Source organism: Mycoplasma tauri, assembly GCF_016925555.1.
Lineage (GTDB): Bacteria > Bacillota_I > Bacilli_A > Mycoplasmatales > Metamycoplasmataceae > Mycoplasmopsis > Mycoplasmopsis tauri.
Map to the genome: position 1 here is coordinate 684799 of NZ_CP070479.1, position 15358 is coordinate 700156.

Annotated in this window: 17 protein-coding genes; 2 read left to right on the top strand and 15 right to left on the bottom strand. The window is 25.8% G+C overall.

Annotated elements, in window-relative coordinates; all coding sequences use genetic code 4:
- Positions 1 to 354 precede the first annotated feature (354 nt).
- The 8 genes from rmuC to JS510_RS02995 form a co-directional block, all read right to left on the bottom strand.
- Positions 355 to 1767: a DNA recombination protein RmuC gene (gene rmuC / locus JS510_RS02960; protein ID WP_205517270.1), complete on the bottom strand. Its 1413-nt coding sequence runs from the start codon at positions 1765 to 1767 to the stop codon at positions 355 to 357.
- A gap of 101 nt (positions 1768 to 1868) precedes the next feature.
- Positions 1869 to 2495, bottom strand: coding sequence for a ribonuclease HII (locus JS510_RS02965; protein WP_205517271.1), 627 nt, complete (start codon positions 2493 to 2495; stop codon positions 1869 to 1871).
- Positions 2496 to 2547: 52 nt separating this feature from the next.
- Positions 2548 to 3576: an SLC5/6 family protein gene (locus tag JS510_RS02970; protein WP_205517272.1), complete on the bottom strand. Its 1029-nt coding sequence runs from the start codon at positions 3574 to 3576 to the stop codon at positions 2548 to 2550.
- Positions 3577 to 3638: 62 nt separating this feature from the next.
- Positions 3639 to 4553 (bottom strand): RluA family pseudouridine synthase, encoded by a 915-nt coding sequence (locus JS510_RS02975; RefSeq protein ID WP_205517273.1) that lies wholly within the window; start codon positions 4551 to 4553, stop codon positions 3639 to 3641.
- Positions 4554 to 4600: 47 nt separating this feature from the next.
- Positions 4601 to 5266, bottom strand: coding sequence for a chromate transporter (locus JS510_RS02980; protein ID WP_205517274.1), 666 nt, complete (start codon positions 5264 to 5266; stop codon positions 4601 to 4603).
- Between the two features lies 1 nt (position 5267).
- Positions 5268 to 5921: a chromate transporter gene (locus JS510_RS02985; RefSeq protein ID WP_205517275.1), complete on the bottom strand. Its 654-nt coding sequence runs from the start codon at positions 5919 to 5921 to the stop codon at positions 5268 to 5270.
- A 20-nt stretch (positions 5922 to 5941) separates the two neighbouring features.
- The gene (gene trmB / locus JS510_RS02990; protein ID WP_205517276.1) at positions 5942 to 6559 is read right to left on the bottom strand and encodes a tRNA (guanosine(46)-N7)-methyltransferase TrmB; all 618 of its coding nucleotides are present in this window, start codon (positions 6557 to 6559) and stop codon (positions 5942 to 5944) included.
- Positions 6560 to 6611: 52 nt separating this feature from the next.
- Complete coding sequence (locus tag JS510_RS02995) at positions 6612 to 6827, bottom strand: MAG6790 family protein (protein ID WP_205517277.1); 216 nt, start codon at positions 6825 to 6827, stop codon at positions 6612 to 6614.
- Positions 6828 to 7061: 234 nt separating this feature from the next.
- Here JS510_RS02995 and JS510_RS03000 point away from each other — a divergent pair, with 234 nt between their 5' ends.
- Positions 7062 to 7658 carry a DUF402 domain-containing protein gene (locus tag JS510_RS03000; protein ID WP_332873706.1) on the top strand — a complete coding sequence of 199 codons (597 nt, stop codon included), beginning with the start codon at positions 7062 to 7064 and terminating at the stop codon, positions 7656 to 7658.
- A 70-nt stretch (positions 7659 to 7728) separates the two neighbouring features.
- Here JS510_RS03000 and JS510_RS03005 read toward each other — a convergent pair whose 3' ends face one another.
- The 7 genes from JS510_RS03005 to dnaX form a co-directional block, all read right to left on the bottom strand.
- The gene (locus JS510_RS03005; protein WP_205517278.1) at positions 7729 to 9390 is read right to left on the bottom strand and encodes an MBL fold metallo-hydrolase RNA specificity domain-containing protein; all 1662 of its coding nucleotides are present in this window, start codon (positions 9388 to 9390) and stop codon (positions 7729 to 7731) included.
- A 118-nt stretch (positions 9391 to 9508) separates the two neighbouring features.
- On the bottom strand, positions 9509 to 10225 hold the full coding sequence (rsmI, locus tag JS510_RS03010; RefSeq protein WP_205517279.1) for a 16S rRNA (cytidine(1402)-2'-O)-methyltransferase: 717 nt from the start codon (positions 10223 to 10225) through the stop codon (positions 9509 to 9511).
- Entirely contained in the window at positions 10218 to 11120 is a 903-nt protein-coding gene (locus tag JS510_RS03015; RefSeq protein ID WP_205517280.1) for a DNA polymerase III subunit delta', read from the bottom strand. The genes rsmI and JS510_RS03015 overlap by 8 nt, the downstream gene beginning before the upstream one ends.
- The gene (gene tmk / locus JS510_RS03020; RefSeq protein WP_205517281.1) at positions 11120 to 11767 is read right to left on the bottom strand and encodes a dTMP kinase; all 648 of its coding nucleotides are present in this window, start codon (positions 11765 to 11767) and stop codon (positions 11120 to 11122) included. Before tmk ends, JS510_RS03015 begins: the two co-directional genes overlap by 1 nt.
- A gap of 19 nt (positions 11768 to 11786) precedes the next feature.
- Entirely contained in the window at positions 11787 to 12374 is a 588-nt protein-coding gene (locus JS510_RS03025) for a toprim domain-containing protein (RefSeq protein WP_205517282.1), read from the bottom strand.
- The gene (locus tag JS510_RS03030) at positions 12374 to 12664 is read right to left on the bottom strand and encodes a YbaB/EbfC family nucleoid-associated protein (RefSeq protein WP_205517283.1); all 291 of its coding nucleotides are present in this window, start codon (positions 12662 to 12664) and stop codon (positions 12374 to 12376) included. The genes JS510_RS03025 and JS510_RS03030 overlap by 1 nt, the downstream gene beginning before the upstream one ends.
- Positions 12665 to 12678: 14 nt before the next feature.
- Positions 12679 to 14526 carry a DNA polymerase III subunit gamma/tau gene (gene dnaX, locus JS510_RS03035; RefSeq protein WP_205517284.1) on the bottom strand — a complete coding sequence of 616 codons (1848 nt, stop codon included), beginning with the start codon at positions 14524 to 14526 and terminating at the stop codon, positions 12679 to 12681.
- A 161-nt stretch (positions 14527 to 14687) separates the two neighbouring features.
- Here dnaX and JS510_RS03040 point away from each other — a divergent pair, with 161 nt between their 5' ends.
- Entirely contained in the window at positions 14688 to 15350 is a 663-nt protein-coding gene (locus tag JS510_RS03040) for an MAG0920 family protein (RefSeq protein ID WP_205517285.1), read from the top strand.
- Positions 15351 to 15358 lie beyond the last annotated feature (8 nt).

Consider the following 15358-nt stretch of genomic DNA (forward strand, 5'->3'; position numbering starts at 1 on the left):
TTTAATCCTTTCCGTTTTTTGTATTTACTATATATGGATATGTATATAGTAATATATATATATATATATATATATATATGAAAATAATTATATTATAATCTTCTTATTTTCTATTAAAAAATTGAACTATTAACTCAATTAATTTTAAGTAAGTTTTGTTAGCATTTATGGATAATCAATTAATAAATAATAATAATAATAATAGTGGACAGAAACGGTTTTTTACATAGTATATTTAAAATGGATATATACTACAACAAATTTAAATGTTTATTCTTCATTTTCTTCACTTATTGATGCTTTAATTGCCTTAATATTGGTGATTAAACGAAACAATAAATAGCCTTTTGCTATTTATTCTTCGTCATCAGAAGCTTCTAATTTAATTCTTTCTATATCCTTTTTCTCTAAACTTAATTCTTTTGCTTGTTTATTTATTTTATTCATGACAGCATCAGAGTGCGATTGAGCAGTTAAAAGTTTTTTTCTAGCGCCATCTACTCCTTTGATACTTTCATTTATACTTTTAGTTAATTTAAAGTATGTATCCTGAACACCCACGAATAAATCACGAATTTTATCTATTTGTTTCGAAATATTATGAGCCTCTTTTTGCATAGAAAAGTTATATATAAATGCCATAATACTTGTTGGACCTAGAATAAAAATTTTGTGATTGTGAAATATGTTTTGAACAAATTGAGGATCGTTTTTAATTAATTCTAAATAAATTGTTTCAGCTGGTAGATACATAATGGCTCATGGCGTAGTATTATTTGAAGCTTTTATGTATTTTGTGGAAATGCTTTTTGCTTTTTCAGTTATATTATTTTTGAATTCTTTAAAGAGCCTGCTTTTTTCGCTTCTATTTTCCTTTTCGTCATAAGCTCTTCAGCTTTCTAGTGGGAATTTAGAATCGATAGGAATAATAATGTCTTGTTCAATGGGACCGTTTTTTTCCTCTTTCACACTGATTGATTTAATAGCGAAATCAACTTTTTCAGATGAGGATGGATCAAGTGCATATTGTTCAAATCAAAGTTTATCTTTTAAATCTGAAAAAACGTGTTCAAAAATTTGCGATAAACTAAACTCACCATATGTACCAATATTTTTATTTGATTTAAAAACTTTATTTAAATCAATAACACTTTTTTGAACAGTTTCAAATTGTGTCATACCTTTGTTCATTTCATCCATAGATGTTTTGATATTTTGAAATTGTTCTTTAATGTGTTTAGTAAGTTTATCTTCAAAATGTTCATCAATATTTCTCTTTATATTTTCAAATCATTCATTGTTTTTTTTATCAATATCATTGAGTTTTAAATCAATTTTTTGATTTAATTTTTCAATTGCCTCAAAATTTTGTTTAGTTAAATTATCCTTTAAAATAGTGAAATTAGAATTTTGATTTTGATTTAATTTTGTAAACCTATCTCCTTGTTCTTGTTTTAATAAATCTAAATTTTCTTTAATTGAATTTTTAAAGTCATCAAATAATTTAACTCTTCTATCTTCACTTTTAATATATTTATCGTTTATTTTTTCACTCAAATTATTGGTTTCATCAAGAATTATATTTTTTATATTTGCTTTTAAATTTTCACTTAATAAATCGAAATTATTTTTATTTTGCTCATTAATTTTATTTAAGTTAAAATCTTTTTGTTTCTTATTTTTTGCAACAAGCAAAATAGCAAAACAAACAAAAAATGCCAACATGATTAAAATAATTATTGTCAAAACTAGTAATGCTATCTCCATTTTATCTCCATTAAATACTTTTTTTATATTATTAAGTTTACTTTATTTTTATAGCTAAAAAATATAGATATTTCCAATATCGCATTATTTTATTTATTAATTTAATTTTTAATATGTTTATTGATAAATATTTTTAAACATTGATTAACATTTTTATACGTCATTCTATGCTCGCCTTGAATTATTCCGAATTCTTTTATTTTTGAATTATGTAATTGAGTGCAATAGCCTTTATGTTTTTCAAACTCAAAATTTGGATATTTATTGCCTAAATTTATCATATATTCATCTCTTGAAACTTTAGCTAAAATTGAAGCACATGCAACATTGAAGCTTAATTCATCTCCTTTTACCAAATTAACTTGTTTTATAGATAAATTGGGTATTTTTTCAAAATCAGTTATAACTAAATTTGGCTTGATTTTTAAATTATTTATACATCTAAACATACCTTCTTTTGAAGCTTGTTTAGGATTAAGTTTATCCACTTCAGGAGCGGCTATGAATACAATGGAAAAATCAATAGCATTTTCTAATATTTCTTTAGCAAGCTGTTTTCTTTTATTGGGATTAAGCTTTTTTGAATCATTAATTTGGTTATTTGTATAATTCTCAGGCATAATTACGCATGCAACAACAAGCGGTCCTGCACAACAACCTCTTCCCGCTTCATCTAAACCTGCTATTTTTGAGATATCTTTAAAATGTTTTCTTTCGTAGTCTAGCATTTTTTTGAATCTTTCTAAAATAAGATGAACATATGTCCACCTTATTTTCTAATTATTTAACCTCAAAATTTTTATCATCTTTATTATTATTTGATGCTTGGTCTATAGACTCTTTAGGTTCAACAACAATTTCATCGTTGTTTAAATTTTTATTAACTTCTTTATCTCTTTCCTGTTTTTCAAATATATCTAAAATTAAATTAGCTAAAGTTTCTTTTTCCATATTTTCATAACCAGAAATATATAATTTTTCAGCAAAAGCATAAAGTTTTTCATTTGGTAAAAGCATCATTTTTTCAAAGTATTCATCTCTTTTTGACTTGTTTTTAGGCTCTTGTTTATTTGAATTATTAAATTGATTTGAGGTAGTCTCATTATTATATTCTGCTTGTTCAGAAGATGCAACTAATCCATTAAATGCTTGTTCAATATTTTTATAAAACTCTAATAATTCCGGATTTTCTTCCATTTGTTTTTTTGCTTCAATAGCTTTTTCAATATTTAAATACAATGTTTTAATAACTGTATATTTACGAGCAAAAATAAAGTATGAAATAAATAAAACAATAGCACCAATAACAGTTATAACAGAATAAGCTACCTTAAAATCATTATACTTTGGAACACCAGAATCAGTAAAATTACCAGCAAAGAGAGTTGAAATAGCTATATAAAATAAATAGAATGACAATACAAAATATACAGTATTAGGTCATTTAATTATTTTCGAAAAATTCTTACGTTTATAGCCAAAGATTATACTTATTAACATAGCTATCCCAAATCCTAAAATTAGAGAACCTATAATAAATCTTGTGGCTATTCCAAAATAAAATAATTGTTCGCTTTGTCTAAATAGTTCCGATTTGTGTCCATTATCTACATTCGATTTTTCAATGTTTTTTTGAATAAATTCTTTTATTGCGCCATTATATGATGCTTCTAAAATTCCTATTGAATAATAAAATAAAGCCATTATTAAAAATGAAACTAAAGTTATTATAAAAACGGTTTTAAATGACTTTTCATGTTTTCACAAATCTTCATATCCTTGTTCTGGCTTATAATTAAAATTAAACATGAAACCTCCTTATTTATTAATAAATATAATTTTATATTTTTAAATTTAAAATTAAATCAATATTATATTTTTTTAAGTTGATCAAAATCATAATCAGCTATATTGAATTCTTTAGGTATTGGAGCAAAAACTTCAATTTTTTCACTGCTGATAGGGTGCATAAAATCTAATTTATATGCATGAAGCCTTTGATTATAATTATCAACTTCTTTCCCATAAACAGGATCACCATAAACTGGGTGCTTTATGTATGCTAAATGAACTCTAATTTGGTGTGTTCTGCCAGTTTCTAATTCACATCTAACAAGAGAGTATGGTTTTTTATCAATATAAAAAGTTTTAAGCAAATGAACATAAGTTATTGCTTCTTTCCCATCTTTATGAACACTCATTAGACGTCTGTCTGCTTCATTACGCTTTATTGGTAAATTTATTTTTGTTATTTTATTTTCCAAAACACCTTCGCAAATAGCTATATAAGACCTTTTTGCTTGATGTTTTTTAAAAATTTCAGCCAATTTATTGTGAACAACATTATTTTTAGCAACAATTAATAATCCACTTGTGTCCTTATCAATTCTATGAACAATTCCAAGCCGCAAAAGTCCATTAGTGTTAGATAGATCATTTTTAAAATGATGCATCAAAATATTAACTAATGTATCATTAAGATGGCCAGGCGCTGGATGAACAACAAGACCACTAGGTTTATTAACTATAACTATATCTTTATCACTATAAACAATGTCAATTGGTAAATCTAATGGTTTAATATCTGTCTCTTTTTCAATTAACTTTTCAACAGTTATTATTGAGCCAATTTTTGGTAAATAATTAGCTTTTCTAACATAAACATGATCATCTAAATATACTGCCCCTTGCTTAATTAATTCTTGAGCATCATTCCTTGTTATATGACTATTATCGCTAATATACTTATCTATTCTTTCTTTATATTTAACTTCTAATTGAAACATTATTCAATTATATAAAATAATAAAAAAGTGGAACTAAATCCACAAAATTATCCTGCTCATGGAGCAAATGCAATCATAGCCATAGCAACATTAAACAATATTAATGGGAAAATCGGAAATCTTTTATGATATAAAATTGCTGAAATTATGATTGTTATTATGACATAAATAATTAAAATTGGTAATCTACTATTATTAAAGAATAGCGCTTTTTTTGATGTATATGAAATTTTTACATACTCAGAAACTGAATTATTAAATTTTGCATGAGGAAAAACCATTCCGATAATAAGTTGAATAATTAGAGCTGCTATAATTCCAACAATAATAGGATTCATAATTTTCATTAAACCTTGTAAATAAGGAGAATTAGATTTTTTTGTCATAAGTTTCATTGAATAAAACATAACAATTATTGGAGTCAAAATAAATACTAAATAAGTAAAAAAGCAAAGAATAAATCCTCATCACTGCCCACCGCTTATTAAATATCCTGATGCAAATGCAAGTTTTGTTGAAAAAACACCTGGAGTAGCATTGCTTACAGTAAATAAATTGGACATTTCTTGATCACTAATGCCTGCGCCAAAATTATTATTAAGTAATTCCCATAACCACTTAAAAATAGGCATAAATATTTGCCCGCCTCCAAAGACTGATAAACTTACAAAAATAATCAATATGAGTGTTATAAAAATCATTAAAAAGATCATTTTAGGCTCCTACTTCATAATCATCATTGGCGGAAATTAAATTACTTGTTTTTTTATTCTGGTTTCTACCTATTTTTTGCTTAGTAAAGAACACAACAGTAAAAATTAAAATAATAAAAACCATAATTGAAATTGGCATATTATAGGGAGCAGGAATAAAAAAAGTAAAAACAAAAGTCACTAAAAATAAAACAAATCAAAGACCCACATTAATTTGTTTTGCTCCTTTTTTAACATAATTAAAAATAAAAATTACAAGCGAACCAATAATTGTAGATAAAACAGCAACTTCAATTACAAATAAATATTCAAGCGGTATATATTTTGTAAAGTAAAAAAGAACAAAACCAAAAATAACATGAGGCAGAACACCAATAATAACTAGAATTGAACCCTTTCAAAAATTAAAATTTTTAAAAGCAATATAGCTAAGAGCCTCTATAACACTTGCTCCTGGCAACATGTTTGTTAAAATTACATTCTCTTCGAATTCTTTTTCTGTTAACCAACCATATTTATCAACAGTATATCGTTTATATATGGGTAATAACGCGTTCCCCCCTCCAAAACCAACAAATGATGTAAACAAAATAAACCAAAGTACATTAAAAAACGTTGGCTTCTTTTTATAATTCTTACTTAAATCAATATTCATACAAAATATTATAAGTTAAATTAAGCGGGTTTCATAGCAAAGATATAATTAATATTTTTTCCTAATAATGATCATTTTTGTTCATAGCCAGTCATTATATTATTTACACTATGTTTTGATGAATGTAAGTCAGTACCATTATCAATTATTTTTCAATTTGCCTCATTTAAAGAATTTAATGAAAAATCATAAAGTTTATCATTGTCACTTTTAAATTTTAAAATTCCGTTATTATCTAAAATTTCTGAATACTTATCAAGAAAAAATTTGTGTGTTAACCTTCTCTTAAGATGTTTTTTCTTAGGTCATGGATCGCTAAAAGTCAATCAAATAGTACTACATTTTCCCTCAAAAATTTCACCAATATTTTTGGCATCTTCAATTAAAATGAAGAAATTTTTTAAATCTAATTCTTTTGCTCTTTTTAAACATTTAGCAGCTACAGTCTCATATTTTTCAAGCCCTATAAATTTAAAATTAGGATTTTTATAAGCTAGTTCAACAAGCATTTCCCCTTTACCCATTCCTATTTCTAAAACTGTGCTTTTGTCAAGTCTAATTTTACTATCAGTCTGTTTTATAAGAAAATTAGACAATTCTAATTTCTCTTTAGCTTTACTATCATAGCGTAATCTCATGCTCGTATTTTATCAAAAAATAGCAATCGCTTGCTATTTTAATTTTGTTAATTTAAATTACTTTTAAAATAACTTCTTTTGATTTATGTTTTCCCTTCAAAGAGTCTCTTTCTACGTGAATGATTTCGATTTTTTCATTACCGCTTGTGTGCTCTCCAGTCTTTTGTTTACGACGATAACCCAACACTGCAGCCTCGATATCTTCCAGGGTATTTGCTTCAGCTATAACCTCTTGATTCACAATTAATTTTGCTTTAAATTTGTACATAAATCTCCTTAAAAAGTAGGAATAAACCTACTAACTTAATTATAACAAAGCAAGAAAAATCCATGTGAAAGTAATAAAAGTGAATTTTTTTCCTCATTTATTAATGCAAAAAAACTATTTATAGTTATAATTATTTTGTATTCTCGATTATTATTCATTAAATCATTTTTTAATATTAATTTAAAATTGAAAACCAATTTTTAATAACTTATTTATTTAGGAAGGGGTCTACTTTTGAACGAAAAAAAAGATAGGAAACTAGTGTTCCCTGTCGAAGGATCAATGATAAATGTTCAAGCATATAAATATGATGGCTCACTATATCGACAATGAAATGGCATTAAAGTTTTAAGAAATACACCTAAGCACTATGTACTTGTAATGTATAAGTCAAAAGTTAGTGAAAATTCAGGTCATAACTGAATTTGTCACGATTATGTAATTTGATTCTTACCAAAACATTCAATGTATAATGCATTGATTCTTCTTAAACCTGCAAAAAGAAGCAATTATGCATATATAAATATAAGCTCAACTCCAATTTATGAAGATAATACTATTAAGTTTATTGATTTTGAACTAGATGTAAAAGCTTATCCAGACACGCCTGTTTCGGTAGTGGATATGGATGAATTCAAAGAAAATTCAAAGATTTTTCGCTATCCAAAAACATTAAAAGAAATGATATGAAATGGAACAAATGAAGTTTTAGAAAGATATAAACAAAAAGAATATTTTTTCAGCCCAGAAGTTATTGACTATTACATAGATCTTGCAAAAAGAGACAAAACAATTGCTGCAAATTTTAGGGTAAAAAAGTCAAAAAAATAAATTCCTTATTTGCCTTTTTTAAACAAAAAAAAGGCATTTTTCATACCCTCATTTTTCATCTAAACCAATTTTAAGCCGAAATTAGTGAAATTACAACAATTGGTTCCTTATTAAATGTTTTAAATATCTTCTTTCTTATTGCTTGTCTACAAGTGTTTTGTATATCTTTGACACCTTCAAACTTCTTAGTATCCATCAAATTAGCAATAGTAGATTTCACCAAGTCTTGAGCTTGTTTTTTTTCTTCTTTAGCAATCAAGCCAACTGTACTTATTTGTAGCTTTCCAATTATTTTCTTTTTATTAGAGTCATATCTAGCCGAAACTAATAAAACCCCTTCACGTCCCAAAACTTCTCTTTCATTAATAACTTCTGTACTTATATCCCCTACACCTAAACCATCTACAATAACATCGTTAACTTCTTTAACTTTTCCTTTAAAAGAAACTAACTTTTCATCATCGAAATGGGCTACCTGACCATTTTGCATAACCAAAATATTTTTAGGATTAAAATTACAACTTTCAGAAATAAATCTCTGAGCATCCAATAGATATCTGTATAAACCTTGCACAGGGATGATATATTGAGGTCTTAAAACATTTATTAATTTTGTTAAATCTTCTCTTGCTGGATGGTGACTAAAAAATTCAAATTTTGAAATTTCTACAATTTTAGGTGTTATTCTAGCAACATCATCAAGAGTAATGGCTTCAAGCGCTTCCAAACCATTTATTGCAGGAGCAATCATTATAACAGTGTCAGTTGGTTGCAATTTTAAATAAACATCATTATTATCAGTTATTCTTAAAAAACGAGAATGAAGTCTTTCTGTCGATGCAGTTATTAAAATAACAGCATTTTTTGTTTTATTAGCATATTTATAATCAATAATCTTTGGCAATTTTAAATCTGGCATGGCTCTTTTGATTAAACCGAGCACCTGTCCATAAGTTTTCCCATAAGCAATTACTGGTCTATCAGCTTTGTATGCATAATCAAGAATTTGACTAATTGCATACATTTCTTCATCATATGCCCCAATAATTATTCTTTCATCTTCTTTTGCTCTGTCAAATGCTTCTTTAACACTTTTATGCAAAACAATTCTGCTAGAAGCAGCACCATTATAATTCGAATTCCCTGAATCAACAACAAGTGCTCTTATTTTTCTCTTTCCAAAAAGTTTATGTAATTGGTAAATGTCTAATGAACCATAGATACCTAAATTGGCTTCAACAAAATTAAACATGAAAACATAATCACCATTAGGAGTTATAAAATCTAGACCAATATGTCCGGGCATTGAACCAGCTAGTTCTATTGGAGCAACAATAATATCTCCAATTTTTGTTGGTTTATCAAGAACATTAACAACAATTTTTTCTTTAGCTATTTTATATTTACTTAATCTGTCAAGAACTAAAACTTTATTAAATTTAGAAGTATAAACAGGAATTTTTGGTAACCTCATGAGTAATCAAGGCAGCGAGCTAAAAGATTCATTTTTAACATCAGTTATAAAAATTCCTTGAATAAAATCTCTATTTTTTACTAAATAATCAAAATTAGGAATTAACGTATCAATCTTATTTGTAGAGTTAATCGGAATTTTTGCGCCAGAATTAATAATATAAATTTTCTTTTTATCACCATTGTAAATTTCAAAAATATAACAATTTTTTCCGTTTTCGTCAAGCCCGCCTAAAGCAAAAATATTAACACGTTTCATAATAAAACCTCTTTTCATAATATTTAAAATTAAATTCAAAGATTATTTTGTTGAATTAAGAATAGATATAAATTTAATAATTATTTTAACATGTATTATTTAATTAAAAATAAAAAAACTAATGCTTGCTAAACTGAGCATATTTATTTTTCTTTTCTTTTTTAATATTTTCTAATTTTAAAACCAATGTAAATTCGCCCTTTGCTGACCCATTATTTAACTCATTTAAAACGTCATTTGCATTGCCGCGATAAAACTGTTCATGTATTTTTGTCATTTCTCTAGCTAAAAAAACATGGATTTCATTACCTCATACTGAATTTATCTCACTTAAAAAATTAGTGATTTTACTATTTCCAACATAAAAAATATATGCATGTTCTCTTTTAAAGTCTTTAATTTGTTGTAATCTTTGTCCAACTTTCTCTTTAGGAAAGCCCATATAAACAAATGTACTGGACATTGCACTCAAACAAAATGCTGAAATAGCTGCATTCACACCGGGTATTAAATCAATTTTAATGTTATTTTCATTTGCTAATTTAATCAATTCAAAACCTGGATCATTTACTAAAGGCATGCCTGCATCAGAAACAAGAGCAATACTTAAATCCTCTTTATTTAACATGCTAATTATTCCTTTTGCTGATTCTTTTTCATTTATTTTATTATGTAACAAAAGTTTTGCATTTATAGAATAAGCACTCAATAATTTATTGGTTACCCTAGTGTCTTCGCATGCTATATAATCAACAGATTTTAAAACCTCAATGGCCCTATATGTAATATCTTTTAAATTACCAATAGGCGTACCAACTATATAAATTTTACTCATAACTCTCCATTAATTTAACAAGCATTCTTTCAGTTTGAAGAAAATAATTATTGTTAGAATCAAAATTAGATAAATATTCGTTTAACGCTTTAAAACAGGCAAAAAAATCAATTTTTATATCTTTCAATTTTTTTGACACTTTCTTCATTAAAATATTTTTAAATGAATATTGTTCTCATGATCAAGAAAAAATAAACTTGAGACAAGAAACTAATAAAAATAATGTATTCTTCTTATCTTTCTTAGCAAATTTTGAAAGATATACATACAAGTTATATTTATTTTTGAAACTTAAATAAACGGCTTGCAATAAGTCTTCTATTAATGAAAATGAATTATTGCTAACAATTTTTTTAACATGTTCAGCATCAGTAAAAATATTGCTATAAAACAATGCCTCATCAGAAGAGTAATTTTCTTTCAACAATTCATCTTCAATTTCACTACTTAATAGTGTTTTAATGTTGATAACAATGCTTCTTGACAAGATTGTAGATAGAACTCTATTTTTATTATTTGTTGTTAACAAAAAAATAGTATTTTTTGATGGTTCTTCGATACATTTTAATAATGCATTTACTGTAGCATTTGACGCAAATTCAATATTTTTTAAAACAATTATTTTATAGGTATTTTCATCAAAAGATGAAAGAGAACTATAATTTAAAATTGATACTATTTTGTCTTTTGATAATTCATCATCAAAATATAAAATATTATTTGGAAGATGTTCTATGTCCAAGCTTTCAATTTTTGTTTTATTTATAGAATTTATAAAAAACAAAATAGATTCATCAATATTTGAACCTAAATTTGAACTTATTAAATAACAATGGGCTAATTTATTGCTTGCAATAGAATTTTCAATTATTCTTACTAAATTTTTACTGACCATTACACCTGCTCTCATCATTCTTTAAAATCTTTTCTTTCAAAAAGAGCTTTTATAATATCATCAAGAATTTCTGAAATGCTTCTTCATGCATCAATAACAATAAACCTATTTGGATCACTTTTTATAATTGATTTGTAACCATCAATAACTTTTTTATGAAACTCTTCACTTTCAGCGTCTAATCTATCTGTAATAACACGAGTAACAAATCTTCTATGTGCACTTTGCTCATAATTTATATCTAAATAAATTGTAATGTTAGGGACAAAATCATCAATAACCATTTCGGTTATATTTTTAACTCATTCAATGCCTAAATCTCTTGCATACCCTTGATAAGCATAAAAACTATCTATATATCTATCGCATAAAACTAATTTATTTTCCTTGAGCGCAGGAGATATAACCCTATCAATATGGATCCTTCTACTCGCAGAATAAAGCATTGCTTCAGCTTTAGATGATAAATTCGATTCACCATCAAGAATGATTTTTCTAATAGCTTCAGCTTCTTTAATGTCTCTTCCACCAGGTTCACGAGTAATGACATATTTTAAATTGTTTTTTTTACTTAATAATCTTTCTATTAACCCTAAGATAATAGTTGATTTTCCACTACCATCAGGACCTTCAAGGGTTATAAACATGTCATACCTCCAATTTAAATTATTTTGTTCTATTTTCAATTGCTTGTTTAATTGTAAAGCCATCTATATATTCAATATTTGAATTCATAGGGAGACCAATAGCGGCCCTTGTTGACTTAATATTATTTTCTTTAAACAATTGAGTTAATTGAGCTACAGTCATTTCGCCTTCCAAAGTTGGACTCAAAACAATTATAGCTTCTGTTATATTTTTTTCTTTTGCAAATTTAATTAATTCAGGATATTTATAATCATTTTGTTTTGCTTTGCTACTTGTTGAAAGTAAATAAGGCAGAACATAAAAATAGCCATTAAAAAAGTCCAAATTGTCTATTTTGATTACATTTTGAGCATTTTCAACAACCATTAAAATATTCCATAAATTTGGTCTACCACAATTACAACATTTTTCATTTTCGGCTATAAAATTACATTTTTTGCAAAAACTTATTTTTTCTTTAATTGTTTTTAACTTTAACAAAAATGATTCAATATCACTTAATGATTCAGAAATGAAAAAATTACTTATTTTCTCTGAATGTTTTTTTGTTACACCTGGCAAAGTCCTCAAAATTTCAGACATTTCATCAATAGATTTAATTTTCATTATAGACCGAATCCACCTGGCATTTCAGGCATCATAGCTTGTAATTTTTCGTCTATAATTTCAAATATTTCATTCAATGCTAATTGAAAAATATCCTCTAAAATTTCAGGATCTTCTGGATCAAGTAAATCAGGATCACCAATTTTAATATCAACTATTTGTTTATTACCTTTGCACGAAATTGTTACACCATGCTTTGAGTGAGTAAAAACTTCATCCATAAATTTTTCTTGTTTTTCTTGTATTTCTTTTTGTAATTTTTGCATTTTTCTAATCATATTTAAATCCATAAGTACTCCTTAAACTATTTTATTTCGCTCAAAAAATCGAAAATTTCTTTATTAGGATTTTTATCTTTTTCTACCTGCACAACATCAAAATTAACTGCCTCTTTAAGTTGTTCTCTGTCACCTTGTTTAATAATTTCTACAACTTCTTTTGCTACATTTTTAAATATTTCTTTTTGAAAAATTAATATGTGTTTATATTCTGCAAAATAATCTTTAAAGAAGGTTTGAACACGTTGCTTGTTTGAGACATCTTGTAAATAATTCATCATTGGAATATTATCTGATGTAAATACTATATAGTTTTTTCCAACAGCCTTTAGAGAAAGCACATTAAGAGCATTTATTAAATCTTTATAAGCTTTATCATTAATAATTTGTGTAATAGATTCTTTTGCTCTAGTTGCGGCAATAAACATATCTCTATCAGATAGTAAAAGTGCATCTTTTAACTGTTTTATAGTATATTTAGGAAAAAACTCAAATTTTTCTGAATAATATTTCTCATCATATTTAGGAACCTTGCTAACATCAATTATATCTTTAGTTATATTCTCATTCAAATCAATCTCAGATGTATCAATAACTCCACCATCAATATATGTTTCCCCAGTTACATCAAACTCATTAGTTAATAAATCGCCCTCTAATAAACTGATCTCAGACGTGTCTTCATTATTTTCAACAACAAATTCTTGAGTTTGGCTTAATATTTTTTCAACATCACTGGTTTTATTATCTTTTTCAAAATCATTAATAATCATAGGTTTCTCCTTATTTGCAATATCAGTATCGCTATTTATTGAAGCAATTTTTAATAGATAAAGTTCTATTAATTGAAATAAATTATTATTCACATAAAAAAATTCTTTTGTTAATTTATAAAGTTGTTCAGAAACTATCATTGCATATGATAAGTCAATTTTTAACTCTTCAATTTCTTCTAAATTTAAAATTTCAAGCAAATCAATGTTAAGAGTTCTATTATAAACTATAAAATCTTTTACAACATTAATCAATGTTTCGACAAACTGTTTTGGTTCGATTCCTGCCTCTTTAAGGTCATTAAAAATTTGAAGAGATTCTTTTGTGTTTCCGTTAAATAAATTATTTAATATCTTAATAACATTGTCGTTTGTTGTTATTCCAAATGAATATGTAATATCTTCCAAATGTATTTTTCCATTGCCATATGCACTTGCTTGCTCAATAATAGACAATGCATCGCGCATACCGCCTGTAGCTAATCTTGCAACATATTTAACTATTTCATAGTCATATTCAATTTTTTCTTTGTCTAAAATATCTTGTATTTGATCTTCTAAAACTTTATTACTTATTCTTCTAAAATTAAATCTCTGAACTCTAGATAAAATAGTTAAAGGTATTTTTTGAGGATCCGTTGTTGCTAGAATAAATATAACATGAGCGGGCGGTTCTTCTAGAGTTTTTAACAATGCATTAAAAGCACCCTTAGAAAGCATATGGACCTCATCAATAATATAAACCTTATATCTACCTAGGGTTGGTAAGTGCTGGATTTTATCTCTTAGTTCTCGTATTGAATCTACACCTGTATTTGATGCTGCATCCATTTCGATTATATCCATATTGGTAGTCAAATTTTGTGAACACTTATCACACAAAATTGTGTAATCGTCATTATTATGATAACAATTAACAATTCCCGCAAATATCTTGGCAACTGATGTTTTTCCTACTCCTCTTGGTCCGCTAAAAAGATATGCATGGCTTATCTTATGAGATAAAACAATATTTTTTAATGTTTTTATAATATGATCTTGACCTTTAACTTCACAAAAAGTTGTTGGTCTATATTTTCTATATAATGCTTTATAACTCATAGCCACACCTCATCTTTTAATATTTAATAATATTATTACAAATTAATTATTAGATTTTATAAAATAATGATATTAATATTAAATAAACATTTATTATTGTTGTTATCTTTTGCATTATTAAAAAACAAAAAAGTATAATAATAACCAGTATATGGAGGATTATGCATTTTAAAGAATTTTTTATCATCATTCTAATGCTTATGCTTATGCATGCATCTATTTTAGTAATAATGTTGTCATCGCGCTTTAAACATCTATATGCTAAACTAACTTCTGTTCGTTCTTATATTTTAAGAAAAAAGATAGGTCTAAAAAATTGTTTTTTTAAACATTTATATAAACCATTAGCCATTTTAATAACATTAGCTGCTGGATCTTTGATTATTAATATTTTTCTTATATTAATTTCTTTTTTCTTAAATAAAACGGATCTAGAATCAGAACAAATAGTTTATAAATTAGCATTAGTTTTTTTATGTTCATTTTTGCTTTTTGATTTTTTATTATTTGTCTTTATAATAGTACTTTTAGCAAAATTTAAATCATGAAAAAAAATTAATGAAGCAAATCCTGAATGAAAAGAAATACAAACATACTTTGATAATGAAATTGTAATTGAACAAATAGATATTATTAACTATAGATATGTATTCGAATATTCTAAATTTAGATTCTTTAATGTTAAGGAATCATTCAAACCAAGTGACTATAAAACTTATATTTATTATTGAATAGTGCAAGATTATGAACATCTTTTAATAAATAATAAAAATGCTAATCTTAATATGTTTTATGACTTATATCATAGATACAATGAAAAATAATCAAGGGG